Below are 24,988 nucleotides of genomic sequence, written 5' to 3'. Positions count from 1 at the left end.
CCTTCGCAAGGAAGACGCCATGCGCCTCATCGCCCTGTTCAACCTGAAGCCCGGCATTTCCGTCGAAAGCTACGAGCAGTGGGCGCGCACCGTCGACCTGCCCACGGTCAACGGCCTGTCGTCGATCGAGCGGTTCGACGTGTTTCGTGCCACGGGCCAGCTGGGCAGCGACGCGCCCGCGCCCTACCAATATGTCGAGATCATCGACGTCGCGGACATGGACCAGTTCGGCCAGGACGTGGCGACCGACGCGATGCAGGCAGTCGCCGCCGCCTTTCAGGACATGGCCGACGTGACCTTCCTCACCACCGAGCAGATCAAGCCATGAGGTTCGCGGGCAAGACGGCGGTCGTAACCGGATCGGGCCGCGCGGGCGGGCTGGGCGAAGCGATCGCGCGACGGCTGGCGGCGGAAGGTGCGGCCGTCGTCATTTCCGACATCGGCGCTTCGCGGGACGCCGCCACGCCAGATGGCATGATCGGCGGCACGGAAGAGATGCAGAAGATCGCGGCCTCGCTCGATACGCCCGGCTCCACCTTCGCCTGCGACGTGCGCGATCCCGATCAGGTTCGTGCGCTCGCCGCCCACGCCCAGGCCACCCACGGGTCGCTGGATATATGGATCAATAACGCAGGCATCGGCTACATCATGAAGCCGATGATGGACGTGTCCGCCGACGATTGGCGCGCGGTGATCGACGTCAACCTGACCGGCGCCTTCTTCGGGCTTCAGGCGGCGGCGGAAATCATGATCGCGCAGAGCAAGGGCGGACGCATCGTCAATATCGCCAGCCAGGCGGCCAAGTCCGGCTTCCCCCACGCGCAGGCTTACACCGCATCCAAACATGGGCTGGTCGGCCTGGTCCGGTCGGCGTCGATCGAACTGGGCGGGCATGGCATCACCGTCAACAATGTCTGCCCCAACCATGTCACCACTGGCCTTGGTCAATGGCAGAACGAACATTTCGCCGCCTTGCAGGGCATTTCGGTGGAAGAGTATCTTAAGCGTATGGCTGGCCGCATTCCCATGGGCCGCCCCGGCCTGCCGGAAGACACCGCCAGCGCCGTGGCTTTCCTCTGCTCGGACGAAGCCGTCTATATTACGGGCGAAAGCATGAACGTGTCGGGTGGCGAGGAACCGCATTGAGCGTTTCGGCGACCCTGATCGACCATGCGCTGGGCATCGAATGGGCCAATGTCCCCGGTGCCGCGCAGGACGCCACCCGCATCTTCCTGCACGACAGCCTGTGCGTCGGTGTCGCCGGGCGCAACGCCGCCCATGCCGACGCCGTGCTGGCGATGGCGCAGGGTTGGGGAGAGGGGGGCGGCGCGTCGTTGCTGGGCCGTCCTGGCATCATGCTGCCCGCCGCATCGGCCGCCTTCGTCAATGCCTTCCAGATCCATGGCCAGGAATATGACTGCGTCCATGAACCGGCCGTGCTGCACCCGATGGCGACGGTCCTTGCCGCCTTGCTGGCCGAAGCGGAGCGCGGCGCACCCGTCAGTGGGGCGGATTTCCTGTCCGCCATCGTCGCGGCCGTCGATATCGCGGTGACGCTGGGGCTGGCCGCCACCGGTCCGCTCAGCTTCTTCCGCCCCGCCACAGCCGGTATCTTCGGCTGCGTCGCCGCCATTGCCCGGCTACGCCGCATGGATCGGGAGACGGCGATCGACGCGTTCGGCCACGCGCTGGCCTTCGCGTCTGGCACCATGCAGGCCCATGTCGAGGGCAAGCCCGCCTTGCCGGTGCAGGTCGCCAATGCCGCGCGCGCGTCGCTCGTCGCGGTCGATCTCGCCCGCCTGGGCATGCCCGGCATCGCCGCGCCGATCGAGGGGCCATTCGGCTATCTGGCTTTGCAGGAAGTCAGTCACGATCTGCCTGCCGCGCTCGCCCTGCTGCAACAGGGGCATCGGATCACCGACGTCAGCTGGAAACCCTTTCCCACCGGGCGAGCGGGTCATGGCGGGATCGTCGCGACCCAGCGGCTGATGGAAGAACAGGCTGTCCGCGCTAACACGCTGCAAAGACTGGACTATCATGCGCCGTCATTGATCCACCGTCTCGTCGGGCGTCCGGCCAAGCCCGGTATGGAGCCGGGCTATGCGCGCCTGTGCCTGCCCTGGCTGATCGCCGTGACGTTGACGCGCGGTAAGGTGTCGCTGGCCGATTTCCGACGCGAAAGCCTGGACGATCCGGCACTGTTGGCGCTGGCGGCTCGCATCATGGTAGTGAACGACGGCAATCCCGACCCGGCGGCCTTCGTGCCCGCACGAGCGGTGGCCCGGCTGTCTGATGGGCGCAGCGCGGACATCGCGATCGACGCCCAACTGGGTTCGCCGCAATGGCCGCTGACCCGCGAGCAGCATGACGCCAAGGCGTTGGGCTGCCTCAGCTTCGGCGGTCTGGCCGCCGCGCATCAGCCGCTGATCGACGCGATCGCCGGGCTGGATGACAGCGCCGACGCAATGACCAGACTGCGCGCCACCGGCATCATGGGCGCGCCATAAGAAAGGGGAGCATCGCTGCTCCCCTTTGTCCGGTTCAGCCAAGCTGGCCGGGAATATGATCCTCATGATTCTGGAGATACCATTCGGCGATCTCCTCGCGCGTCGCCCACCACACGCCGGGTAGCGACTGGGCATGTTCGATGAATTCGCGGATCGCCCGGATGCGATGCGCGCGGCCCGACACATGCGGGTGCAGGCCGACATTCATGATCCGCCCGCTGGTCGCGCCTTCCTCGTACAGCACGTCCAGTTCCTCGATCAGCGCCTGGGCGAACTGGTCGGTCGTGAAATTCTTGCGCGTGATGAAGGTGAAATCGTTGATCTCGTTGGAATAGGGCACCGACACGATCGGCCCATGCGGCGTCTTCAGCAGATAGGGCTGATCGTCGTTCATGATGTCGCAGTAGAAGGTCGCGCCATATTCGGCGAGGATGTCCGCCGTCTGCAAAGTCCCACGCAGCGACGACGACAGCCAGCCCTTCGACTTGCGGCCGGTGAACGTCTCGAACTGGTCGAGCGTGCGCATCACGATCTCGCGCTCCTTGGCCGGATCGCCCGCGAAATTGGTGAGCAGTTCGCCCTGTTCCCAATTATGTGTCAGCAATTCCCAGCCGCGTTCCAGCACCGCGTCGGTCATCGCCTTGCGCCGCTCGAACGTCACCGCGTTGGTGGTGCAACTCGCCTTCGCGCCCAGCTTGTCGAACAGGTCGAACAACCGCCAGATGCCGACGCGCTGGCCATATTCGCGCCAGGTGAAGTTGGGGAAATCGGGAATGTTCCCCGGTAAAATGTCGGGCAGAATCGCCGGGCCACCGGCATAATAGGGCTTGTCCGTATCCTTGGTCAGATCCCAGGTTTCCAGGTTGAACGTCAGGATCAGCGCCACGCGCGCGCCGTTCGGCCATTTCAGCGGCTTGCGCTGGGGCAGGGGGATATAATCATAGTCCATGTCGTACGACCCTTATGCTTAGAAGCGGCTGAGCAGCGCGCCGAACCCGTCCATCTGGTCCTGGATGCCCATCGACCGCAGTGCGTGCCAGTAGGTAGCGGTATTGATCGCGATCACCGGCTTTTCCAGCCAGAATTCGGCGATGGCGGCAACTTCGGCGAAGGCCAGGTTGGTGCCTGCCTGGATGATCGCATCGACGCCTTCGGAAACTGCGATGGCAGTGCGTTTCAGCGTCTGCTTCGATTCATGCGCGATCATCATGGGCGACGGCGATTTCAGGCCGATGATATGCACGACCTCATAGCCCTGGTCCTCGAAGAATTTCTTGACGTTCCGGTCGCCGACCGGGGCGTAGGGGGTAAGGATGCCGATCTTCTTGATCGGGCCGGTTTCGCTTTCATAGGCCTTGATCGCGGCATCGACGGCGGTCGATCCCATGATGACCGGTACGCCGCCGGTGCGCTCCAGCATCTTCTTGTGCAGGCGGTCCGCACCCTCCGCACCGTCCCAGAAGGTTTCGGCCGACATGCCCATGATGACGCAGCCCGGCTCCATCGACATCGACACGTCGACCGCGTCGAACGTGGCGGCGCGGATATTTTCCAGCATCACCATGAAGCTGTCGTCATCCGTCACCTTGGTGTCGGGAATGGCGATGCGCGAGAAATGGTTGGTGACGCCGCGCGGCTGCATCAGCGCATATTCCGGCTCCACGCTGGTGTTGGTGGACGGCGCCACCACCGCGAATTTCATGCGGTGGCCAAGCGAATCAGTCATGGGATGAGCCTTTCGGGGTCTATGATCTGGAAAGATTCTGGGATCACGCCATCCGGCGTAGGGGTCGAGAACAGGCGGGCGCGCCCGATACCCGCGATAGCCATGTCACAGGGCTGGCAATATAACGCCGCGCAGGCGCGGTCGATGTCGAACACGCTCCACAGCATTTCGGCCATTCCCGACACGGCATTTCCCTTAAGAACCGGACGCGGGGCGCCCTGCTGACGGGCGAGACAATGGCGGTGCGACGCTTTGCCGGAACACAGAGGCGCGGGGATGCTCGCCTGTCGGTCAGCATTTACAGCAAGGCAGGACAGAAGGGCGCGCCGGTTAGCGTCCTTGCCCATGACCTTTGCACCTGCCCTGTCGCGTCGCCTATCCGGCCGGATCGCCTATCGCGTGGCCGATGGCAGTGAAACCGGTCACGAACATTTCGACCTGTCGTCCCATCCGGGCGGCCATATATTGCGCGCGCTGTGCGTGCTGGACGATGCTGCCTTGCTGCGCGATGTCAGCCTGTCGATGGGGGCGGATTGGCGGCCGCGCGATGGCTATTGCCGCCTGACGCGTGACGGTCGCGAGGAAGCGGCGCTCTGGTTCGACGTGGGTGTTGACGCGGTGCGGGTCGAAGGACGCGTCGCGGGTGCGGCGCTGCCGTCCCACCGCATCGCCACCGACGGCCCGCTCGTCTATCTGGGGCTGCACCCGCTACAGGGCGATGCGCTGATCGTTCAGGCGCGCGGCATCGACCGGCCGGGGACGTTCGTGCCGATCGATGCGATCACCAACAGCATATCGCCCAATGGCGACGAGGCCGTCGGTGCCTGTCCGGTGCGGATCGACGTCGCCTATATCGGGCAGACGGACATCCACGTCACCGCAGGCACCTTCGCCGCGCGTCATTATCAGTTGCGTTGGCGGGACGATTGGCCCCCGGCGGATCTTTGGGTGCGACAACAGGACTGCCTGTTCCTGGCCATGCGCTGGAGCCATGTGCCCACGACCTACGAACTCACCGATTTCGCCGAGGAGCCGCTGCCATGACCGTCCGCCCGGTATCCGCGCTGATCCGTGGCACCATCTTCGTGCGCGATCTGGATCGCGCTGCGGCCTTCTACGCCGCGCTGGGTTTTATCGATGTCTATTATGCGGGCGTCCTGACCGATCCGTCGGCTTCCACCATATTGGGCTTTGCCGACCATGGCCCGCTGGCCGTTCGCATCGTCAAAAGTGGCGGCCCCAATTACGGGATGATCGGCCTGTTCCTGATCGATCCAGCGCTGAGGCCCGATGCCGTGCCCGCCGCCACCGGACCCGCGCGTATCGGCGAAGTTGCCCTGGTTTTCTACGTCCGCTCCATGGACGATACGCTTGCAGTCCTGCGCGCGGCCGGGGCAAGCTGGTCCCCCGAACCGGAATTGTTCGTCATGCCCCACCGCGCCCAGCAGGAAGTCTGCCTGCGCGATCCCGACGGGATATTGATCAATCTGGTCGAAACGGACCCTGCGGAGCAGGAGAGAACGGGGCGAGAAGGGGCCTAAAGCCCCAACCCGCCCGGCGTCAGCCGCCCGTCCGGGTCCAGCGCCGCCTTGATCGCCTTCACCAGCGCCAGCGGCTCAGCGCTCAGCCGCTCTGCATAGGGATAGGCCCGGCCGAGCTGGAAATTGGTCGCGCCATGCGCCACGAACAGGCTCGTCATATCGGTCTTGAGCTGATGGACATAATCGCGCGCTTCGGCATTGGCGGGATAGACCGGCAGGCTTGCCAGATAGTCCGCCGGGACGTTCGCGCGGTGATAGGGCGTGATGGCGTCGGGCCAGTAGATCGCGATCTCATACAGGAAGCCACCGGAATTGACCGTCGCATACATGCCGCCGGTCCAGACGCCCAGCCGCTGCATCTCGGCCGACCGTTCCGCCAGGAAAGCGTGGAATGCCTTGTCGAAGCCCGCCACGGCGCTGTGCGGCAGGATACCGTGCAACGGCACCCACCGTTCCCCCGCCGGACCCAGCGTGTTGAACAGCGGCGCAAAGGGCATGCCGCGCACGACCGCCGCCACGGTCGCGGGTATCTCCCGACCCAGGCCTTCGACCAGCTGGCGCAAGCGATGCAGGCGCGCCTTCACTTCCGCATCGTCGAACCCCTCGACGATATAGTGGGTCATATAGGCCGAACTGCCGATCACCTTGCGCGCGGACAGTCCCGCGCGCACGACCTGCTTGACGCCCGCTGCCAGCGATGGCGAACTCTTTACGATGGACAGCGCCATGTCGAGCGACGCGCCCGCCCGGTCCTGCCGCGCGATCTGCCCTTGGGACAGGGCGGCGTCGAGCGCGAAATGCGTATCCTCGATCCGTTCGATCGCGATCCGCCTCATCGATTTATGCATCGACGCGAAGTCGGTAAAGGCGAAGGAGATCGGCCGATGCGCGGGCCGCCGCCGAATGACGGGCAGGGTGATCCGCGCCTTGATGCCCAGCGTGCCGCAGTCGCCGGTGAACAATCCCGTCAGGTCCGGCCCGAAATGCCGCATGAAGGGGACGGCACCTGCCGTCGCGGTGCCCGTGCGCAGCAATGCGCCATCGGCAGTCACGATGTCGAAAGAGAGAGCCGAGTCTGCCGAAATCCCGTAGGCGCCCGACCCATGGCTGATCGTGTTCTGCGACATCGACCCGCCAATCGTCGCGGCAAGGCCCGAAAACGGTCCCCAAAAGGGCGTGCGCAAATCTTTTGCGGCCAGCGCATCGCGCAACGCCGCCCAGGTGACCCCGGCCTCCACCGTGACATGGCCATTCGCCTCATCGATCGCCACGATCCGGTTCAGCGCGCCCATGTCGATCAGCAACTGGCCTGCATCCCGCCCGATATAGCCATCGGTATAGGATGCGCCGCCGCCACGCACGCTCAGCGGCAGCGCGAAACGCGCCGCGACCCTGGCGACGTCCTGCAACTGTTCCACGCTCTGTGGACGCACCGCCGCGATCGGCAGCGCGCCCTGGCGATAGACGTCGGTGGCGATCGGCAGCAGGGCGTCGCCGGTCAGGACATTGTCCGATCCGACGATGGCGGTGAAGGCGGCCAATGCCGAGGAATCCTGGGTCACAGCGACGGTCATCCCTGTGCGATCTCGTCTATGACCTTGGCATAGCCTTCGCTGGTTTCGCTGGCGGTGGCTTCGTCGGCCTCCTTGCGCATCAGGTAGAACAACCGGCCCAGCATCGCCTGCCGCCGCGCCTCGCGCTCTTCCAGGGCGTCCTGGTCCAGCACCAGCTTTTCCATGCCGCCTTTCAGGTCCAGGCCATTGGCGGCGGCGACCCGCTGCATGCCGTCGATCTGGTCGGCCAGGACGGATACTTCGCTCGACAACACCATGATCATCGACATCATCTGATCCAGGGCGGGCGTTTCGTAAAAGGCGGGGCGCTTGCCACGGGCGCTGCGCTGCATCGGTTGGGTCATTATCAAGTCTTTCCTATGCGGTCCGTTCACGCGGCCTTCTGGGCGATCAGCACTTCCCAACCACCGCCCGGCGCAAATTCGCCTGCGGTGAAGTCGCGCTCGGCGACGCTGTCGGCCGCATCCTGGCTATATCCCGCCGCTTCGCTGGCGGCGAACTCCATCACCGCCATGGGCGCGGTGTCGAACCTGATGGTCTCGACCGGGAAGCCTGCGTCGGTGGCCAGTTTCACCTGATCCATGTCGCGCATCGCGCCCCAGAAAGGCTCGTTATTATAATAGGTTTCGTTATCCAGAATGAACTGGGTGAACGGGTCCATCAGGTCGAAGGGCGGCAAGTCGGCATGGATCATGTAGCCGCCCGGCGACAGCAGGCGGTGACATTCCTTGAAGATCTTCGGCATCGCCTTGCCCGATGTTTCGTGCAGCAGGATGTGGCTGACCACCAGGTCGAAATGACCGTCCGGGAAATCGATGCTTTCCGCGTTCATCTGCGCGAAATTGACGTCCAGGCCCATCGCCCCGGCGCGGGCATGGGCGTAGCGCACCTGCGCGCCCGCCACGTCGACGCCCCAGATTTCGGCGTCGGGGAACAGTTCCTTGTACGGCAGGGTCGAATGGCCGACCGTGCAGCCCATATCGAGGATACGCTTGGGGCTGAACCCGTTCAGCCGCCGCTTGATGTAGTTGCAGACGGAACGGCCCATATCGTCATTGTCCGGCCCGGTATAACCCATCGCATAGAGAAACACGCCCCGATCGTAGAGGGCGCCCAGAGCCGGGTCATTGCCCACGCCATGACCGGCATAGCCGCCCGGCATGCAGTGGATATCAAGGGCGCTGACATAACGCGGGACATCGAAGGCGTCGGGCAGGCGCAATTCGCCCTGGTTGCGCTGCGATGCCGCCTCCGCCCGCGCGCGGAGGCCTTCCGAATCCCGATCGATGCTGTCGATGACGCCATCCCACAGCAATTCCTGGCTGATGCGATTGACCGCCGCATAATGCTGGAAATAGCTGTCGGGCACCATCGCCTTGCGAATGTCGTGCCGGTCCACAGGTGCGCGGCCCGTCTCCCGCTCGAACCGCTGGGTCGCGCGGGTGCGATAGATGGGACCAAGGCCGGGGAGCAGTCCCTGCTGGACGAACTGCTTCAGGCTCTTGGAAAATTCCTGACGCGCGGCTTCGTCCGGTGTGGCCTGGGGCAATGCGGCGTGGGGCGCCTGCTGAAAGGTATTGAGCACGACCATGATCTCCGTTTAGGGCTGGGCAACTGCCCATGGGCTGGGACCAGAGCGTATCGAAGCGCCCGGATCAGCTCTGCAAGGATAGGCTAGATCGCACGCCGTCGCCAAGGCAGACGTGCGCATGGCACTGTTCGGCAGGCGGATAGGCGGCACCAGAAACGCTGACGGATGGCTGACAAGGTGGCGTTCTGATGGACGCAAAGTGCGACGGACGGCGAAGACCGCCGCGCGCGGCAGGCAGGGAACATCCGCAAGGGCATAGGCGCGCACAATCGCAAATGTCCGACACGTCGCTCAAAGGGTCCGCATTCATGTCCTTACATCACACCACCTCGGCGCTCGCCTTGCTGGCCGCCTTCGCCAGCAATGGCGCTTTTGCGCAGGATGGGCAGGCCGACAGCGGCATGCTCCAGGAAATCACCGTCACGGCGCAGCGCACCGGGCAGCGGTTGCAGGACGTGCCCGTCAGCGTCACCGCGATCGGCAGCGAAGCGATCGACCGCTTGCAGATCCAGTCGCCGATGGACCTCAACCGCATGGCGCCCAATGTGAAGTTCGATGGCGTCACCGGCGGAACGGCGGGGCTCAAGCCCTTCATCCGTGGCGGCGGCGTCACGGACGGCGCATTCGTGACGTCCGAATTGGAAGTCGCCATCTATGTCGATGACGTCTATCGCGCGCGCCTGGCCGGTTCGATGCTCGAATTTGTCGAGCTGGAACGGATCGAAGTGCTGCGTGGACCGCAGGGCGTATTGTACGGCCGCAACAGTTCGGCCGGCGCCGTCAACATCATCACCCGCGCGCCAAAGGACGAGTTCGGCGGCTCCGTCCAGCTGGGCTATGGCAGCTGGAACGAGCGCCGGGCCAAGGGCTATGTCACCGGCCCGCTGTCCGCCGACGGACGCTGGCGCGCCTCGCTCAACGGCATGGTCCGCGCACGCGATGGCGGTCGGCAATATAATGCGACGCTCGACCGGAAGGTCGGCAAGGACAGTTTCGAGGGCGTCCAGGGCGACATCGCTTATGTCGGCGATGCGATCGAAGGCCGCCTGACGGGCTATTATATGCATGGCAAGTCGGATGGCCAATATGCCGTGTCCACGACCATAAATGCGGCTGGCGATATCGTGCCGGTCAGCGGTTCCTATCGCACCGTCCTGTCGCCGACGCCTTCGGCGACGCGGCTGGAACAATATGGCGGCACGTTGCGGCTGTCCGCCGACATGCCCGGCGGAAAGCTCACGTCGATCACCGCCTATTCGGAACTCAAGGACAGCTGGACCGAGGATTTTTCGGGCGGCGTTCCGCCTTCCTTCCTTGGCCTGCCCGGCACGACGCCGCTGGCCTTGTTCAATCGGACGGCGGGCGGCAACCAGCATCAGTTCAGCCAGGAATTGCAGGCCACCGGCAGCGCTGCCGACGGGCTGATCGATTATGTGGCGGGCATCTATTATTTCAATGAAAAGGCCGGGCAGACCGTCGATTTGGCGATCTTCTTCACCCCCAGCCGCACCATCTACAATATCGAAACGAACAGCTTTGCAGGCTATGGCCAGCTGACCTTCAACCTGACCGATCAACTCGCCCTGATCGGCGCGGGGCGTTACACGATCGATGACAAGCGTCTGGATTCGGTCATCAACGGTGTGCCGGTGCTGCTCGCCAATCGCTATGAGCGGTTCACCCCGAAACTCGGCGTCAACTACAAGATCACGCCCGACATCCTGGCCTATGCCTCCTATAGCGAAGGCTTCAAGGCGGGCGGCTATAACGGTCTTGCGTCGAACGCCACCGAATTGTCCCAGCCGTTCAAGCCGCAAATTACGAAGGCCTATGAAGTCGGCCTCAAGTCCGACCTGTTCGGGCGCAAAGTGCGGATCAACATTTCCGGCTTCTACAACAAGATCAAGGACAGGCAGCAGCCCTTCAACACCAATGACGGCGGCTTCCTGGTCGAAAACTACAACGCCACGCTCAAGGGGCTTGAAGCGGAACTGTCCTGGCGTGTGGTGCCGGGCCTGACCCTGTGGGGCAATGGCTCCATCAACGACGGCAAATATGACGGCGCCGCCAATGGCGGATCGCTGGTCGGCAAGGAACTGCCCGTCTTCCCGAAATATCAGGTCAATATGGGCTTCGACGGCGACATAGCGGTCGGGCCGGGCAAGCTGATCTTCGGGTCGGACTACAGCCTGCGCGACGCCTATTATTCCACGCCCGACAATGCGATGATCGGCTGGATCGACAAGCAGGACATATTGAACGGCTATGTCGGCTACGAACTGGGTCAGTGGAAGCTACAGGTAACGGCCAAGAACCTGTTGCAGGAACAGGGCTGGCAGACCGGCTTCGGCTTTTCGGTCATCCAGCCGCGTTTCGCCATCGATCCGCGCACCGTTCTGGGGACAATTCGCTACAGCTTCTGATCGCCATCCCGCGTAATGCCGAAATGGGTCTGCCCGCCGGGGCAGGCCCATTTTTTGTTTCTAGAGCAAAGGTTTCGCGGCCTTCACACCCCGCACTCTCCGCAGCGCGGACAAATGGTGCGTCGTGCCCCGCGCCTGAAGGGCTTCGCCTACCTTGCCTCAATGCATAGACAGGGAGCGGGCATGACAGCCGAATTTCGCATGACAGCCGGGGAAAAGGTGTTCCGGGGACCGCGCGCGACGATGCGGTCGGGGGCTTCGGCATGAGCAGTGTCGATCATGTGCAAGTCCTGATCGCGGGGGGCGGTCCATCGGGCATGGTGCTCGCCTACGCGCTGGCGAAAAAGGGGATTAGCGTTCGCGTGCTGGAAGCGGCCGCGACCTGCCTGGAGGATATGCGCGCCTCGACCTTCCATCCGCCGACGCTGGAGATGATGGACGAGCTTGGCCTGTTGCCGATCCTGGAAGAACAGGGGTTGAAGGCGCCAAGCTATACCTACCATAACCGTCAGACCGGAAAGAGCTTCTCGCTCAGCGTCAGCGAACTGGGCGACGTCACCCAGTTTCCCTACCGCCTCCAGTGCGAACAGTTCAAACTGACCCGCCTGGTGGCCGAACGGCTGGCCGATATGCCCCATGCGGAGGTCGAGTTTTCCCGCCGCTTGGTGCATATGGTCCAGGACGACGGCGGCGTCACGGCGACGGCGGAGGGGCCTTTCGACCTCAAAACCTATCGCGCCGACTATCTTGTGGGTGCCGATGGCGCCAATTCGATGGTGCGCAAATGGCTGGGCATCGAATTTGACGGATTTACCTATCCCGAAAGCTTCCTGACGCTGTCCACCGCCTATCCGATCGAAAAGCATCTGCCATGGTTGTCGGACGTCAACTATGTCGCCGATCCGCCGGGCTGGTGCGTATTGCTGCGCGTCCCGGGCCTGTGGCGCATCCTGCTGCCCCAGGCGGACGACGCCAGTTCCGCCGACGTGCTGAGCGACGCGCGCAAGGACAAGGTGTTTCGCGATCTGCTTGGCCCGGACGCGCCGGAGATCCAGACGGAGCATCGCACCGTGTACCGGGTCCATCAGCGAGTGGCGAAAAGCTTCCGTGACGGCCGCGTGGTGCTGGCGGGGGATGCGGCGCATCTCAACAATCCGCTGGGCGGCTTTGGCATGAACTCGGGCATTCACGATGCCTGGAGCCTGTCGCAGAAGCTGTCGGCGATCCTTCTCGAAGGGGCCGATCCCGACGAACTGCTCGACCGCTACGACCGTCAGCGTCGCACCGTGACCACCAGCTTCGTCCAGGCCCAGACCATCGCCAACAAAAAGGCGATGAGCGAGAATTTCGCGGATCGCGAAGCGCATCTGGAAATGCTGGCGGGTGATGAAGAGGCGCGGCGCGACTATCTGCTCACCCAATCCATGTTCAACAGTCTGGCATATGAGGCGTCGATTCCATGATTGCACGCATGATGATCCTGATGGCCGCGACAGTGTCGGCCGCTCCTGCCATGGCCGCGCCGTCGCCGGATGCAGCGAAGGGCAAGATGCTGTTCCTGCAATGCACAGCCTGCCACAGCGTTGCGAAGGGCGCGCCCAACAAGGTGGGGCCCAATTTGAATGGTCTGTTCGGAGCGAAGGCGGGGAGCCGCGCGGGCTTCGCCTTTTCACCGGCACTGGCGAAGGCGGGCTTCGCCTGGGACGAAAAGCGTCTCGACGCCTTCATCGCCAAGCCGCAGGCCGTCGTGCCGGGCAATCGCATGGCTTTCGGCGGCGTGGCCAATGCCGACTCCCGCCGTGCGATCATCGCCTATCTGCGCGACGCGGCGAAGTAGTCCGCCGATGCGCGACGCCCCGCCCGTCGATCGCATCGTCGCTCTCGATCGTCGGGGCTTCCTCGCGCTGGGCGGCGGCCTGGCTGTCGGCGTAGCGATCGGTGGAGCCGCGCGGGCGGAGGCGCAGGGGGCGAGCGGCGCGCTGAACGCCTATGTCGCCATCTCCCCGGACGGCAATGTGGAGATCGTGACGCCCGGCGCGGAAATGGGGCAGGGTATCGCCGACGCCCTGCCGCGCATCGTCGCGGAAGAACTGGATGCGGACTGGAGCCGCGTCACGGTGCGGCTGTCAGGCGCGAGTCCTGCCTTCGCGGCGAAGAACAAGCGCCAGCGCAGCGCCAACAGCGACGGCATTACCAGCTATTACGACCTTCTACGCCAGGTCGGTGCCAGTGCCCGCGCGATGCTGGTCACGACCGCCGCCGCGCGATGGGGCGTCGATCCTGCCACGATCACGACGCGCGACAGCCGGCTGATCCACGCGGCAAGCGGCCGGACCCTGGGCTATGGCGATGTCGCCACCGAAGCGGCGAAGCTACCGGTTCCGACGGGTGTGCCGCTGAAAGACGCCGACAGCTTTCGGCTGATCGGCAAAAATTTCCCGCGCAAGGACATCCCTGCCAAGGTGCGGGGCGCCGCGCCCTTCGGCATGGACCTCGTTCTGCCCGACATGCTCTATGCCGCCGTGCGCCATGTGCCGGTCGCGGGCGGCACTCTGGCCCCCTTCGCATCGGAACCGGCGCTTGGCATTGCGGGCGTGCGCAAGGTCGTGACGCTGGACAATGCGGTGGGCGTGATCGCCGACCGCTACTGGCAGGCGCACAAGGGCGCGCTGGCGCTCGACCTCGCAGCGCAGCCGGGGCCGCGCATCGATAGCGCCATATTGCGCCAGCGGATCGTCGCGGGACTGGAACGCCAGGACGGCATATTGCCCTTTCCGGTCGGGTTCGACGGCCAGAAGCCTGATATGGGCGCAAGCGCCGACGTCGTGGACGCGGCCCTCGCCGCCGCGCCGATCAAGGTCGAGGCGACCTACGAAGTTCCCTATCTGGCCCATGCCACGATGGAGCCGCTCTGCTGCACCGCGCTGGTGCGGGCGGATAGCTGCGAAATCTGGGGACCGCTCCAGTGCGCCGATGTGGTTGCGCCTGAGCTGGCGAAGATCACCGGGCTTGCCGCCCAGGCCGTCACGGTCAACCGCACCTATCTGGGTGGCGGCTTCGGCCGGAAGAACGAGCGCGACTTCGTGCATCAGGCGGTGCGCCTGGCCATGGCGGTGCCGGGCCGCCCCGTCATGCTGATCTGGCCGCGTGACGAGGATATGCGCAACGATTTCTACCGCCCCGGCTTCGCCGCGCGCCTGACCGCCGGGGTGGAGCAGGACGGCCGGATCAGCGCCATGCGCGGTCGCATTTCTGGTCAGCCGCTATCGACCATGTCGCAATTCCGCTTTCCGGGCCTGGCCGATGGCGCGGTCGCAGGGGGGCTTTTGTCGCCCGATTATCGATTGGGCGCGCAGCAGATAGAAGGCGTCGAGATCGAAGGGCCGGTCCGTACCGGCTATTGGCGCTCCGTGTCCGGGTCGCAGAACGGCTTCTTTTCCGAAGCGATCATCGATGAGATTGCCGCGAAGCTGAAGCGCGATCCGCTCGAATATCGCCTTGCCATAGCCAAGGATGATCCGCGCACGCATGCAGTCCTGAAACTGGTGGGTGAGAAATCAGGCTGGGGCAAGCCGATGGCCAAGGGGCAAGGGCGTGGCGTCGCGCTCGCCACGGGGTGGGGTTCCCGCTGCGCCATGGTGGTCGAGGTCGCGGTGAAGGATAAGGTGCTCCGCGTCACGCGTATCGTCTGCGCGTTCGACTGCGGGCAGCAGGTCGCCCCCGACAATATCGTCTCGCAGTTGGAAGGCGCGGCGATCTTCGGTCTGTCGGCTGCCCTGTTCGGAAAGATCACGCTCAAGGACGGGGCCGTCGTGGAAGGCAGTTTCGGCGACTATCCGGTCGTCCTGATGCGATCCACGCCGCAGATCGAGGTGCATCTGGTCGATAGCGGCGCGCCGGTCGGCGGCGTGGGCGAGGCAGGCGTTCCCGCGATCGCCCCTGCACTATGCGGCGCGATCCACGCCGCGACCGGCCGCCGTATCCGCGCCCTGCCGATCATCGACGCCGGTTTCGAGGTGACTGCATGAAGATCCTTATCCTTGCCTTGCTCGCTGTTTGCGCTTTGGCGCAGTCGCCTGTGCAAGCGAAGACATCCAGCCCCTCGAAGCCCGGCACGATCTTCCGGGACTGCGCCGATTGCTCGCAGATGGTCGTGGTCGGTCCCGGTCGCTTCACCATGGGGGCGGACGGTGGCGAGGCGGGACGCTATGAAGGTCCGGTGCATGACGTCACGATCCGCAAGGCGTTCGCCATCGGCGTCGTGCCCGTCACATACGCCCAGTTCGCCGCTTTCGTCAAAGCGACAGGCCACAAGGCTGCGACCGATTGCATATTGCCGCGCAGCGGCAGCTATGCGGTAGCGAAGGGGGTCGGTTGGGCCGATCCCGCGCTCGGACGCAAGCCGCGCGCCCATGATCCCGTGGTCTGCATCGACTGGCGGGATGCGACCGCCTATGTCGCCTGGATCGCCAAAAAGACCGGCAAACCCTATCGACTGCTCAGCGAAGCCGAATGGGAATATGCCGCACGGGCGGGGGCCAAGTCCCTCTATCCATGGGGCGAGGATCCTGCCGACGCCTGCCGCTATGCCAATCTGCTCGACGCCAGCGCCGCGCCCAGCGCGGTGGTGGAAGGAAAAGCCAATAGCTGTTCGGATGGCTACCCAACGCTGGCGCCGGTCGGCAGCTTCGCGCCAAACGCCTTTGGCGTGCGCGACATGATCGGCAATGTCTGGACCTGGACGCAGGATTGCTATGTCATGCCCTATCCGGCCGTGGCGGTGGACGAACGTCCCTATGAGGCGGGCGCCTGCGACCGGCGTTCGGTGCGCGGCGCAAGCTGGGCCACCAATGTGACCCGCGCCCGGCCGACCTTCCGCGGGCGTGATCCGGTCGACCGCGTCAGCCAGTTGTTCGGCCTGCGCATCGCGATGGACCTGCCATGAGCATCAGCCTGACCGTCAACGGCGTGGAGCGTCAGATCGATGTTCCGGCGGACACGCCGCTCCTATGGGTGATCCGTGACGAGGTGGGCCTGAAAGGCACGAAATTCGGCTGCGGCGTCGGCATTTGCGGCGCCTGCACGGTGCATGCCGATGGCGTCGCGGTCCGCAGCTGCTCGGTCGGCGTCGGCGATATCGGCGAAGCGAGGATCACCACGATCGAAGGGCTTGACGCCGGGCAGGGCGATCATGCCGTACAAGCTGCGTGGATCGCCGAACAGGTGCCGCAATGTGGCTATTGCCAGCCGGGCATGGTGATGGCCGTGGCGGCCATGCTGTCGACAATTCCCAAACCCACCGACGCCGACATTGACGATCAGATCACCAATATCTGTCGTTGCGGCACCTATCCCCGCATCCGCCGCGCCATCCATCGCGCGGCCGCGACCCTTTCATCCTCTTCGGGAGATACACGATGACCAGCGCCACCATCACGGGGGCAGCGGCGGACCGGCTGCCCGTAAAGCTCTGCCTGGGCTTTGGCGTCGGTACGGTCGGCGTGTCGATCATGCTCAATACCGTGACCGCCTATTTCCCCGCTTTCTGTTCGACGGTCCTGGGTAAATCACCGGAGATCGCCGGCTATCTGCTGATGATTTCCAAGCTGTACGACGTGCTGGCCGACATCGCGGTCGGCATGATGAGCGATCGGACGCGCAGTCGCTGGGGTCGCCGTCGGCCCTACCTGTTGGCAGGGGCGCTGGTATCGGCGCTGTCCTTCCTGATGATCTTCGCCCCGCCCGAAATGAGCGATAGTGCGATCACCCTCTACATGCTGGCGGCGCTGGTCCTCTATTCCACTGGCTATTCGCTGTTCAACGTACCCTATATGACGATGCCGTCGGAAATGACCGGGTCGCGCTACGAACGATCGCGGCTGTTGTCCTTCCGCACGGTCTTCGTATCCATCGGCCAGTTGCTGGCCGTCGCCGCGACCGCCAGCATCATTTCGGCGGGCGGTGGTGGTCGCACCGGCTATATGGTCATGGGCGTGGTGATGGCGCTCATCATCTTTTCGGCGATGGTGGCCTGTTTCTTCGGGACGGCCAAGGCCCGCCAGCTCGAAGCGACCCGGCCGGAAATCCATGCCGACGCCGGACAGTGGCGTCTCCTGCTGCGCAATCGTCCCTTCATGCTGCTCGTCGGTGCGAAAATCTTCCAGTTCCTGGCCTTCGCCAGCACCGCCACGACGACTTTGCTGTTTATGCTCAACGTGCTGGGCGTGGGCTATACCGGACAGATGATCTATTCGATGAGCGCCAATCTCATCGTCGCGCTGTCCATGCCGCTCTGGCTGTGGCTGGAACGCCGCTTCGGCAAGCGTAACGCCTATCTGCTCGGAATCGCCGTCATGTGCGCCGTGTCGCTCAGCTGGTTGCTGACCGGCAAAGACGTATCGACCACCGAACTGCTGGTGCGCGGCGTGATCTTCGGCTTCGGGTCGGGTGGCATGATCCTGCTGTCGATTTCGATGCTGGGCGATACCATGGCTTATGATCGCGAACTGACGGGGCAGGGGCGCGAAGGCCTGCTGTCCAGCGTCATCGCGATGATCGAAAAAATCTCCTTCGCCGGTGGCGTCGCGGTGGTGGGCTATTATCTCAAGACCGCGGATTATCTGCCGACCCGCAACGGCGCGCTGGTCGAACAGCCCGCCTCGGCGGTGGCCGCGCTCTATATCTGCTATGCGGTTCTGCCGGTCGGCCTGTTTCTGCTGAATGCGCTGTGCATCTGGTTCTACACGCTGGGCGGCCGCACCCCTGCGCCAGCCGTGATCGATCCAGAACCAGCAGGCATGTAAGCCATGCGCCCGATATGTCTTGCAACCCTGTCCGCCATCGTCCCGCTGACGGCTCACGCGGCGCCTCAACCCGCATGCGTGGAAACGACGCCGCTCCAGCGCCGGCTGGAATATGACTCGGTCGAGGTCGACGGGGATCGCCACGTCCTCTTCCGTCTTTGCGCGCCGCGCGCATTGGCTGTGAAGCTGACCAGCAGCGAACTGCCCACGGTGCCCAACGGCTATGACGGCAAGCCTGCCGGTTTGCCGATGGAAAAGGACGCGCAGGGCTATTGGTCCGTACGCATAGCCACCCCGGTGAAACCTGGCCCCTACCGCTTCGCCTTCAATGTCGACGGGATCGACATGGCCGACCCGCAGGGCAAGCAGTTCGCCGAAGATTTTCGCGGCGTCCGCTCGGTCGTGGACGTGCCGGGCGCGGATGCCGCTTTCCAGGCGTGGCGCGCCGATGTGCCGCATGGCCTCGTCTCGACGCTCGACTACAAATCCGAAGCGCTGGGCATCATGCGACGCGCGCATATCTATACGCCGCCAGGCTATGAAGCATCGGACGGCAGGCGCTATCCGGTACTCTATCTCGTCCACGGCGCGGGCGATAGCGACGATAGCTGGACGTCCATCGGCCATGCGCACCTGATCCTCGACAATCTGATCGCGGCCGGGAAGGCCAAGCCGATGATCGTCGTCATGCCGTTCGGTCATACCCCAGCGCATGCAGGCGTCGAACGGATGCGAAACACGGATTTCGGCGCGGACCTCACCGATACCCTCATTCCCCATATCGATCACCATTTCCGCACGCTGAAAGACCCGAAGAACAGGGCGATGGCAGGATTGTCCATGGGTGGCGCGCACACCATCCATTTCGGCCTGACGCGGCCGGACCTGTTCGGATCGATCGGTATTTTCAGCCTGGGCCTGACCGAAGGCGCGCAGGTGGCGGACTATCGCGCGGCGAACGATGCCGCGCTCAAGGCGCGGGCCAAGGGTCGTCAGCCCGTATTCTACGCCTTCGGCCGCGATGATTTTCTCTTCGCCATGTCGGCCCCGACGCGCAAGCTGATGGACGATTACGGCATTCGCTACGTCTATCGCGAAAGCGGCGGCGGTCATGACTGGCCCAACTGGCGCAATTATCTGACTGAATTTGCGCCAACGCTTTTTCGCTGAACGCTTCGGACCGACGATCGTTGATCGGGCGGAGCGCTTGGCCGCGCCGCCTGCCTTACCCTGCCTAGGATAAACCCATGCCTTTTACCGATTTCCTCAAACAATCCGCCTATATCGATGGACAATGGGTGGCAGCCGATGATGGCGGGACGCTGTCGGTCACCAATCCTGCCACGGGTGAGGAGATCGGGACGGTGCCCAACATGGGCGCAGCCGAAACCGATCGTGCGATCGTCGCGGCGCAGGCCGCCATGCCCGCCTGGGCCGCGCGGACGGCGAAGGAGCGCTCGACCATATTGCGCCGCTTCTTCGACCTGATGATGGCGAACCAGGATGCGCTGGGCGAATTGCTGACCCGCGAACAGGGCAAGCCGTTGGCGGAGGCCAAGGGCGAAATCGCCTATGCGGCCAGCTTCATCGAATGGTTCGCGGAAGAGGCCAAGCGCGCTTACGGCGACGTCGTGCCCGGCCATGCCGCCGACCGACGCATCGTCTGCCTGAAGCAGCCCATCGGTGTCGTCGGTGCGATCACCCCCTGGAATTTCCCGGCGGCGATGATCACGCGGAAAATCGGCCCGGCACTTGCCGCCGGTTGCACGGTGGTGCTGAAACCCGCATCCCAAACCCCCTTTTCCGCGCTCGCCCTTGCCGTTCTGGCGGAAGAAGCGGGGGTGCCAAAGGGCGTGTTCAACGTGCTGACCGGCAGCGCGCGGGCGATCGGCGGCGCTCTGACCGCCAGCCCCGTCGTGCGCAAGATCAGCTTCACCGGGTCGACCGAGGTCGGCCGCGAACTGATGCGCCAGTCGGCCGACACGATCAAGAAATTGAGCTTGGAACTGGGCGGCAACGCGCCGTTCCTGGTGTTCGACGATGCCGATATCGACGCGGCGGTCGACGGCGCGATCGCATCCAAGTTCCGCAATGCCGGCCAGACCTGCGTATGCACCAACCGCTTCTACGTGCAGGACGGCGTCTATGACGCGTTCGTCGGCAAATTGGCTGAGCGCACCAAAGCACTGAAACTGGGCAACGGCATGGAAAGCGGCGTCGATACCGGCCCCTTGATCGACGCCGCTGCCGTCGAAAAGGTGGAGGAGCATGTCGCCGACGCCCTGGCCAAGGGCGCGACGCTGGTGACGGGCGGCGACCGCAGCGCACTTGGCGGCACCTATTTCACACCGACCGTGCTGGCGGACGTGACCGCCGACATGAAGATCGCGACCGAGGAAACCTTCGGCCCGCTCGCCGGCGTCATCCGTTTCAAGGAAGAGGCGGATGCCATCGCCCAGGCCAATGATAGTGAATTCGGCCTCGCAAGCTATTTTTACAGCCGCGACCTGTCGCGCGTATGGCGCGTCGCCGAAGCGTTGGAGGCGGGCATAGTCGGCATCAACACCGGCCTCATCTCCACCGAAGTCGCGCCCTTCGGCGGCGTCAAGCAATCCGGCCTCGGCCGTGAAGGCTCCAGCCATGGCCTGGACGACTATATGGAGATCAAATATCTTTGCATGGGCATTTAAGCCCATGGGAGACGGGGATGCGCCTGATGGCGTCCCCGTCTCGCACTTTATATCGCGTCGGCCTCCCGCAAACGGGCGATCTCCGCATCGTCCATGCCCAGCAGGTCGCGATAGACTTCGTCGTTATGCGCGCCGATCTCCTGCGGCGCGAGCGTACGGATGCCGCCGGGCGTATCGGAAAATTTGGGAAAGCTGTTCTGCATCTTGAAGCGTCCCCAGCGCGGACTGTCCACTTCGACCAGCGCTTCGCGCGCCGCATAATGCGGATCGTCCAGCATTTCGGCGGCGCGGTAGATCCTACCTGCCGGAATGCTATGGTCGATCATCAGTTTTTCGACGGCCTCGACCGTCAAGCTGCGGGTCCAGTCAGCGATTAGATCGTCCAGTTCGCCCTGTCGTTCGCCGCGCGCGACATGGGTGGCGTAACGCGGATCGCTGGCCAGTTCGGGGCGGCCCATCGCCACGCATAGCCGTCCGAAAATCGCATCCTGATTGGCGCCGATCAGATAGTCTCCGTCGATGCAGGGGTAGACGTTGGATGGCGCGACGCCTTCCAGTATCGACCCGGTGCGTGCGCGAACATGGTTCGACACCATATATTCCGGCACCATGCTTTCCATCACCTGCAACACGGCTTCGTAAAGCGCGCTGTCGATCACCTGGCCCTTGCCGGTACGCTCGCGCGCGTGCAGCGCGGCCAGCGCGCCCATGCAGCCATAGGTCGCCGCCAGGCTATCGCCGATGGACACGCCCATGCGACTGGGCGGCCGGTCGGCATCGCCCACGATGTGACGCCAACCGCCCATCGCCTCGCCGATGCCGCCAAATCCAGCGCGCGACGAATAGGGGCCGGTCTGGCCATAGCCGGATACGCGCACGATGATGAGGCGGGGGTTGACCGCATGCAGTTCGTCAGGCCCCAGACCCCATTTCTCCAATGTGCCGGGCTTGAAATTCTCGATCAAAATGTCGGCGCTCGCCGCCAGCCTGCGGACGATGTCCTGCCCTTGCGGAATGCGCAGATTGGCCGACACCGACTTCTTGTTGCGGGCGACCACTTCCCACCACAGCTTTGCGTCGCCATGCCCCCACACACGCATCGGGTCGCCCTGACGGGGCGGCTCCACCTTGATGATTTCCGCACCCATGTCGCCCAGCAACTGGCCGCAAAAGGGTCCGGCAATCAATTGCCCCAACTCGATCACGCGAATACCCGCAAGGGCGCCGTTGTTCGTCGTCATATGCTGTCTTTCGTCAGAGGGGGGTGGCCGACGAGGGGCGCGGGAAAGGCCCGGCCCTGCTCACCATGGCGGGAAGGGGACGCTCCATCCGGCTTTCCAGCCAGCCAGCCGCCTCGATGGTGCGGGACAGGTCGATCCCAGTTCTTATATGGGACCGGTCCAGCATGTAGAGCAGATCTTCGGTCGCGATATTCCCGGTCGCCGCCGGGGCGAAGGGGCATCCGCCGATGCCGCCCAACGCGCTGTCCAGCGTCGATGCCCCCGCCTGCACCGCTGCCCAGGCATTGGCTATGCCCGTGTTGCGCGTATTGTGTAGGTGGACGCGCACCGGAATGTCGCCGATCGCCGCGCGCACCGCTGTCACCAGTTCGAAGACATGGTGCGGCACCGCGACGCCGATCGTGTCGGCCAGCCCGATTTCCACCGGTCCTGCCTCCGCCAGGCGACGCGCCATCGCCACGACATGCGCGGGATCGACTTCGCCCTCGAACGGGCAACCGAAGGCCGCGCCGATCATCACCTGCGCGCTGCGTCCTTCGCCCCGGGCGAAGCGGACGATGTCGTTCGCCACATCCAGAGATTCCAGCGACGTCTGCCCCTGGTTGCGCTGGGCGAAGCTATCGCTCGCGACGCAGACCGCGCCGATCTGACGGATGCCGGTGTCTAAAGCGCGCAGCGCGCCGCGTTTGTTCATGACCAGGCCGATGGTGGTGATATCGGCGGGCAGATCGCCCAGACCCGCAATCACGGCCTCCGCATCGGCCATTTGCGGCACCCGATCGGCGCGCACGAAACTGGCGATCTCCAGCCGTTTGGCGCCGGCCGCCACCATATGGCGGATCAGCGCAATCTTGCTGTCGGTCGGAAAGACCATCTTCTCGTTCTGAAGGCCGTCCCGGGCCGACACCTCGACCACTTCGATAACAGATGGACGCTCCAGCATCAGATACTCCAGCCCCGGCCATATGCTTGCGCGCGACATTGGCCCTTGAAACGGAGGCTATGTGGTCGATCCTGATCCTATTGCTATGGGCTCGGACTTATTTCTCCGTGGTTCGGAGAAAGCGTGCGCGGCTATCCCGTCGCCATGGAGTGTGGGTTGGCGATGCCCCACGCGATCACGCCGCCAGCCTGGGCGCCTCATTGCTGGCTTCGGCCGCATCGACCTCATCGGTGCGCACCTTGAAACTGGTCAGCCATACCGGCCCGAAAGCGGTTGTCAGCGCGGTGTCTGCCGCATCGCGGCCTGCCGCCATCAGGATGCGTCCGATGCGCGGCACCCGATGGCGGGCGTCGAAACTATGCCATTCACCGCTCAGATACACGTCGAACCAGGCATGGAAGTCCATCGCGATATCCACCGGCGGGATGCCGATGTCGCCCAGATAGCCGCTGCAATAGCGCGCCGGGATGTTCATGCAGCGGCATAGCGCGACCGCCAGATGCGCAAAGTCCCTGCACACCCCCACCCGTTCCTGATGCGCTTCGAAAGCGGTGCGGGTGGAGCGCGCATATTGATAGCCATATTGCAGATGCCCGTGGACATAATCGACGATGGCCTGAACCCGCGGCCAACCCGGTTCGATATGCCCGAACAGGGACCATGCGATGTTGGACAGGCGATCGGTGTCGCAATATCGGCTTCCCAGCAGATAGACCATCACGGCGGGGGCAGCATATCGGCCGAATGCTGATCGGCATCTAATGCCTGACGGTCAGGGCGGCCGCTATCGGACACCACGAAGTCGCACGACAGCGTAACCCCGCCGGGCGGAACGGTCATGCGGGTGCAGATATTGCCAAAGCTGTCGGCATATTCCTCCATCGCGACAGGCCTGCTTGTCACCACCTGATGCGATGTTCTGAGATCCGGAACGCGGGAGGGGTGAAGGTTGAGCATGGTGACCATGGGGGTCGCCACATGGGTCATGAATCCGATTTCGTAGCCGGCCCGAATGAACATCCCGGAATCCCTATCCTGCATTGCCGCGCCTGCTTACGGTCTTTCATGATCGGGCGTCGTAACCCTTCCGTGTAAACTGCCAAGGCAGCCCAATGTGGTCACGCAAAACGCTGTCATGATCGTCGCAAACGGCAGTCGTTCTGAAATCGAAAGCGCGGCAATTCGTTCCGTCCAGGTCTGGGAAACACACTAACCTGGATTGCTATCCGGCCATATTTGTTGACGCCGGGACGGCACGTCACCCGCAAAATCGAAATGTGACATTATGGTGACACCGTCGATATATATGTCGGCCTGTGAAACTCCCTATCCGATCGCTGGTTCTGCTGCCGACCACATCGTGGCGACTAAAACGAAATAGGGATTTGAAAATGAAGAAGTTTCTGGCTGCAGCAGCAATTCTCTGCGCTCTTCCGGTTGCGGCAATGGCGCAGGAAACCGCGCCCGATGGCACCGACGCATTCGGCGTCGAGCCCTATGTTGGCGTTCTCGGCGGCTATCATTCGTTCGACCGCGACAGCGAATTTGGGTCGCCCCGTGGCGGCCGCATGAACGGCGCGCTCATCAGCGGCATCGCCGGCGTGAACATCCCGCTCGGCCCGGTCTTCGTCGGGGCCGAAGGCAACGCGACCAAGGGCTTCAGCGACATCGACTGGGAATATGGCGTTCGCGGCCGCGTCGGTGCGCGCGCTGGTGAAAGCGGCATGATCTTCGCATCGGCCGGCTACCAGTGGGTGAACGGCAAGCGCGGTTACAGCGACCAGAAGGACTGGATCTATGGCGTCGGCGTCGAAGTCGGCCCCAAGGACATCGGCCTGGGCGGCGTGACCGGCAACAGCGGCATCCGCATCCGTCTGCAGATGGAAACCTATGATTTCGACAGCCTGCGTCCGATGGGCGGCGTCGTTTTCCACTTCTGATCCGCTAGT

The 24,988-nt window shown here is 64.1% G+C and carries 23 protein-coding genes and 1 pseudogene; 15 read left to right on the top strand and 9 right to left on the bottom strand.

Annotation, left to right across the window (positions count from 1 at the left end; all coding sequences use genetic code 11):
• Nucleotides 1-19: 19 nt before the first annotated feature.
• From U5A82_RS13475 to U5A82_RS13465, 3 genes are read left to right on the top strand one after another with little or no spacing between them, the layout of a single operon-like run.
• On the top strand, nt 20-328 hold the full coding sequence (locus U5A82_RS13475; protein WP_326291363.1) for an REDY-like protein HapK: 309 nt from the start codon (nt 20-22) through the stop codon (nt 326-328).
• Nucleotides 325-1,146: an SDR family NAD(P)-dependent oxidoreductase gene (locus tag U5A82_RS13470; RefSeq protein ID WP_326291362.1), complete on the top strand. Its 822-nt coding sequence runs from the start codon at nt 325-327 to the stop codon at nt 1,144-1,146. Before U5A82_RS13475 ends, U5A82_RS13470 begins: the two co-directional genes overlap by 4 nt.
• Nucleotides 1,143-2,507 (top strand): MmgE/PrpD family protein, encoded by a 1,365-nt coding sequence (locus U5A82_RS13465; RefSeq protein WP_326291361.1) that lies wholly within the window; start codon nt 1,143-1,145, stop codon nt 2,505-2,507. Before U5A82_RS13470 ends, U5A82_RS13465 begins: the two co-directional genes overlap by 4 nt.
• Before the next feature lie 34 nt (nt 2,508-2,541).
• Here the strand turns inward: U5A82_RS13465 and U5A82_RS13460 are convergent, their stop codons facing one another.
• The 3 genes from U5A82_RS13460 to U5A82_RS13450 are packed head-to-tail and all read right to left on the bottom strand — an operon-like array spanning nt 2,542 to nt 4,409.
• Nucleotides 2,542-3,456, bottom strand: coding sequence for a polysaccharide deacetylase family protein (locus tag U5A82_RS13460; RefSeq protein WP_326291360.1), 915 nt, complete (start codon nt 3,454-3,456; stop codon nt 2,542-2,544).
• Between the two features lie 18 nt (nt 3,457-3,474).
• The gene (locus tag U5A82_RS13455) at nt 3,475-4,233 is read right to left on the bottom strand and encodes a maleate cis-trans isomerase family protein (RefSeq protein WP_326291359.1); all 759 of its coding nucleotides are present in this window, start codon (nt 4,231-4,233) and stop codon (nt 3,475-3,477) included.
• On the bottom strand, nt 4,230-4,409 hold the full coding sequence (locus U5A82_RS13450) for a hypothetical protein (RefSeq protein ID WP_326291358.1): 180 nt from the start codon (nt 4,407-4,409) through the stop codon (nt 4,230-4,232). The genes U5A82_RS13455 and U5A82_RS13450 overlap by 4 nt, the downstream gene beginning before the upstream one ends.
• A gap of 169 nt (nt 4,410-4,578) precedes the next feature.
• Here U5A82_RS13450 and U5A82_RS13445 point away from each other — a divergent pair, with 169 nt between their 5' ends.
• Together U5A82_RS13445 and U5A82_RS13440 are read left to right on the top strand one after the other, a co-directional pair.
• The gene (locus U5A82_RS13445; protein ID WP_326291357.1) at nt 4,579-5,277 is read left to right on the top strand and encodes a hypothetical protein; all 699 of its coding nucleotides are present in this window, start codon (nt 4,579-4,581) and stop codon (nt 5,275-5,277) included.
• A complete protein-coding gene (locus tag U5A82_RS13440; protein WP_326291356.1) occupies nt 5,274-5,774 on the top strand; it encodes a VOC family protein in 501 nt (166 codons plus the stop codon). The genes U5A82_RS13445 and U5A82_RS13440 overlap by 4 nt, the downstream gene beginning before the upstream one ends.
• On the opposite strand, the gene U5A82_RS13435 is transcribed toward U5A82_RS13440, so the two are convergent.
• The 3 genes from U5A82_RS13435 to U5A82_RS13425 are packed head-to-tail and all read right to left on the bottom strand — an operon-like array spanning nt 5,771 to nt 8,939.
• Nucleotides 5,771-7,336: an FAD-binding oxidoreductase gene (locus tag U5A82_RS13435; protein ID WP_326291355.1), complete on the bottom strand. Its 1,566-nt coding sequence runs from the start codon at nt 7,334-7,336 to the stop codon at nt 5,771-5,773. The two genes, U5A82_RS13440 and U5A82_RS13435, sit on opposite strands and share 4 nt — an antisense overlap.
• Before the next feature lie 8 nt (nt 7,337-7,344).
• Nucleotides 7,345-7,692 carry a hypothetical protein gene (locus U5A82_RS13430; protein ID WP_326291354.1) on the bottom strand — a complete coding sequence of 116 codons (348 nt, stop codon included), beginning with the start codon at nt 7,690-7,692 and terminating at the stop codon, nt 7,345-7,347.
• Nucleotides 7,693-7,718: 26 nt separating this feature from the next.
• A complete protein-coding gene (locus U5A82_RS13425) occupies nt 7,719-8,939 on the bottom strand; it encodes a class I SAM-dependent methyltransferase (protein ID WP_326291353.1) in 1,221 nt (406 codons plus the stop codon).
• A gap of 308 nt (nt 8,940-9,247) precedes the next feature.
• On the opposite strand from U5A82_RS13425, the gene U5A82_RS13420 reads away from it, so the two are divergent.
• From U5A82_RS13420 to U5A82_RS13380, 9 genes are all read left to right on the top strand, one after another.
• Entirely contained in the window at nt 9,248-11,362 is a 2,115-nt protein-coding gene (locus U5A82_RS13420) for a TonB-dependent receptor (protein ID WP_326291352.1), read from the top strand.
• Nucleotides 11,363-11,625: 263 nt separating this feature from the next.
• Complete coding sequence (locus U5A82_RS13415) at nt 11,626-12,825, top strand: FAD-dependent oxidoreductase (protein ID WP_326291351.1); 1,200 nt, start codon at nt 11,626-11,628, stop codon at nt 12,823-12,825.
• Nucleotides 12,826-12,833: 8 nt separating this feature from the next.
• A complete protein-coding gene (locus U5A82_RS13410) occupies nt 12,834-13,199 on the top strand; it encodes a c-type cytochrome (protein ID WP_326291350.1) in 366 nt (121 codons plus the stop codon).
• Between the two features lie 7 nt (nt 13,200-13,206).
• A complete protein-coding gene (locus tag U5A82_RS13405; protein WP_326291349.1) occupies nt 13,207-15,390 on the top strand; it encodes a xanthine dehydrogenase family protein molybdopterin-binding subunit in 2,184 nt (727 codons plus the stop codon).
• Nucleotides 15,387-16,307 (top strand): formylglycine-generating enzyme family protein, encoded by a 921-nt coding sequence (locus tag U5A82_RS13400; RefSeq protein WP_326291348.1) that lies wholly within the window; start codon nt 15,387-15,389, stop codon nt 16,305-16,307. The genes U5A82_RS13405 and U5A82_RS13400 overlap by 4 nt, the downstream gene beginning before the upstream one ends.
• Entirely contained in the window at nt 16,304-16,783 is a 480-nt protein-coding gene (locus U5A82_RS13395) for a (2Fe-2S)-binding protein (RefSeq protein WP_326291347.1), read from the top strand. The genes U5A82_RS13400 and U5A82_RS13395 overlap by 4 nt, the downstream gene beginning before the upstream one ends.
• On the top strand, nt 16,780-18,165 hold the full coding sequence (locus tag U5A82_RS13390; protein ID WP_326291346.1) for an MFS transporter: 1,386 nt from the start codon (nt 16,780-16,782) through the stop codon (nt 18,163-18,165). Before U5A82_RS13395 ends, U5A82_RS13390 begins: the two co-directional genes overlap by 4 nt.
• Before the next feature lie 3 nt (nt 18,166-18,168).
• Entirely contained in the window at nt 18,169-19,335 is a 1,167-nt protein-coding gene (locus U5A82_RS13385; protein WP_326291345.1) for an alpha/beta hydrolase-fold protein, read from the top strand.
• A gap of 77 nt (nt 19,336-19,412) precedes the next feature.
• Complete coding sequence (locus U5A82_RS13380) at nt 19,413-20,855, top strand: NAD-dependent succinate-semialdehyde dehydrogenase (RefSeq protein WP_326291344.1); 1,443 nt, start codon at nt 19,413-19,415, stop codon at nt 20,853-20,855.
• A 47-nt stretch (nt 20,856-20,902) separates the two neighbouring features.
• On the opposite strand, the gene U5A82_RS13375 is transcribed toward U5A82_RS13380, so the two are convergent.
• From U5A82_RS13375 to U5A82_RS13365, 3 genes and pseudogenes are all read right to left on the bottom strand, one after another.
• Entirely contained in the window at nt 20,903-22,096 is a 1,194-nt protein-coding gene (locus tag U5A82_RS13375; protein ID WP_326291343.1) for a CaiB/BaiF CoA transferase family protein, read from the bottom strand.
• 13 nt (nt 22,097-22,109) lie between these two features.
• A complete protein-coding gene (locus tag U5A82_RS13370) occupies nt 22,110-23,078 on the bottom strand; it encodes a hydroxymethylglutaryl-CoA lyase (RefSeq protein WP_326291342.1) in 969 nt (322 codons plus the stop codon).
• Nucleotides 23,079-23,214: 136 nt separating this feature from the next.
• A pseudogene (locus tag U5A82_RS13365) lies at nt 23,215-24,059 on the bottom strand (transglutaminase-like domain-containing protein).
• 371 nt (nt 24,060-24,430) lie between these two features.
• On the opposite strand from U5A82_RS13365, the gene U5A82_RS13360 reads away from it, so the two are divergent.
• The gene (locus U5A82_RS13360; RefSeq protein WP_326291341.1) at nt 24,431-24,979 is read left to right on the top strand and encodes an opacity protein; all 549 of its coding nucleotides are present in this window, start codon (nt 24,431-24,433) and stop codon (nt 24,977-24,979) included.
• Nucleotides 24,980-24,988 lie beyond the last annotated feature (9 nt).

It is taken from the genome of Sphingobium sp. CR2-8 (assembly GCF_035818615.1).
In the GTDB taxonomy this organism is placed as follows: domain Bacteria; phylum Pseudomonadota; class Alphaproteobacteria; order Sphingomonadales; family Sphingomonadaceae; genus Sphingobium.
The sequence above is the reverse complement of the archived record's forward strand: the minus strand, read 5'-3'. Positions and strand labels throughout refer to the sequence as shown.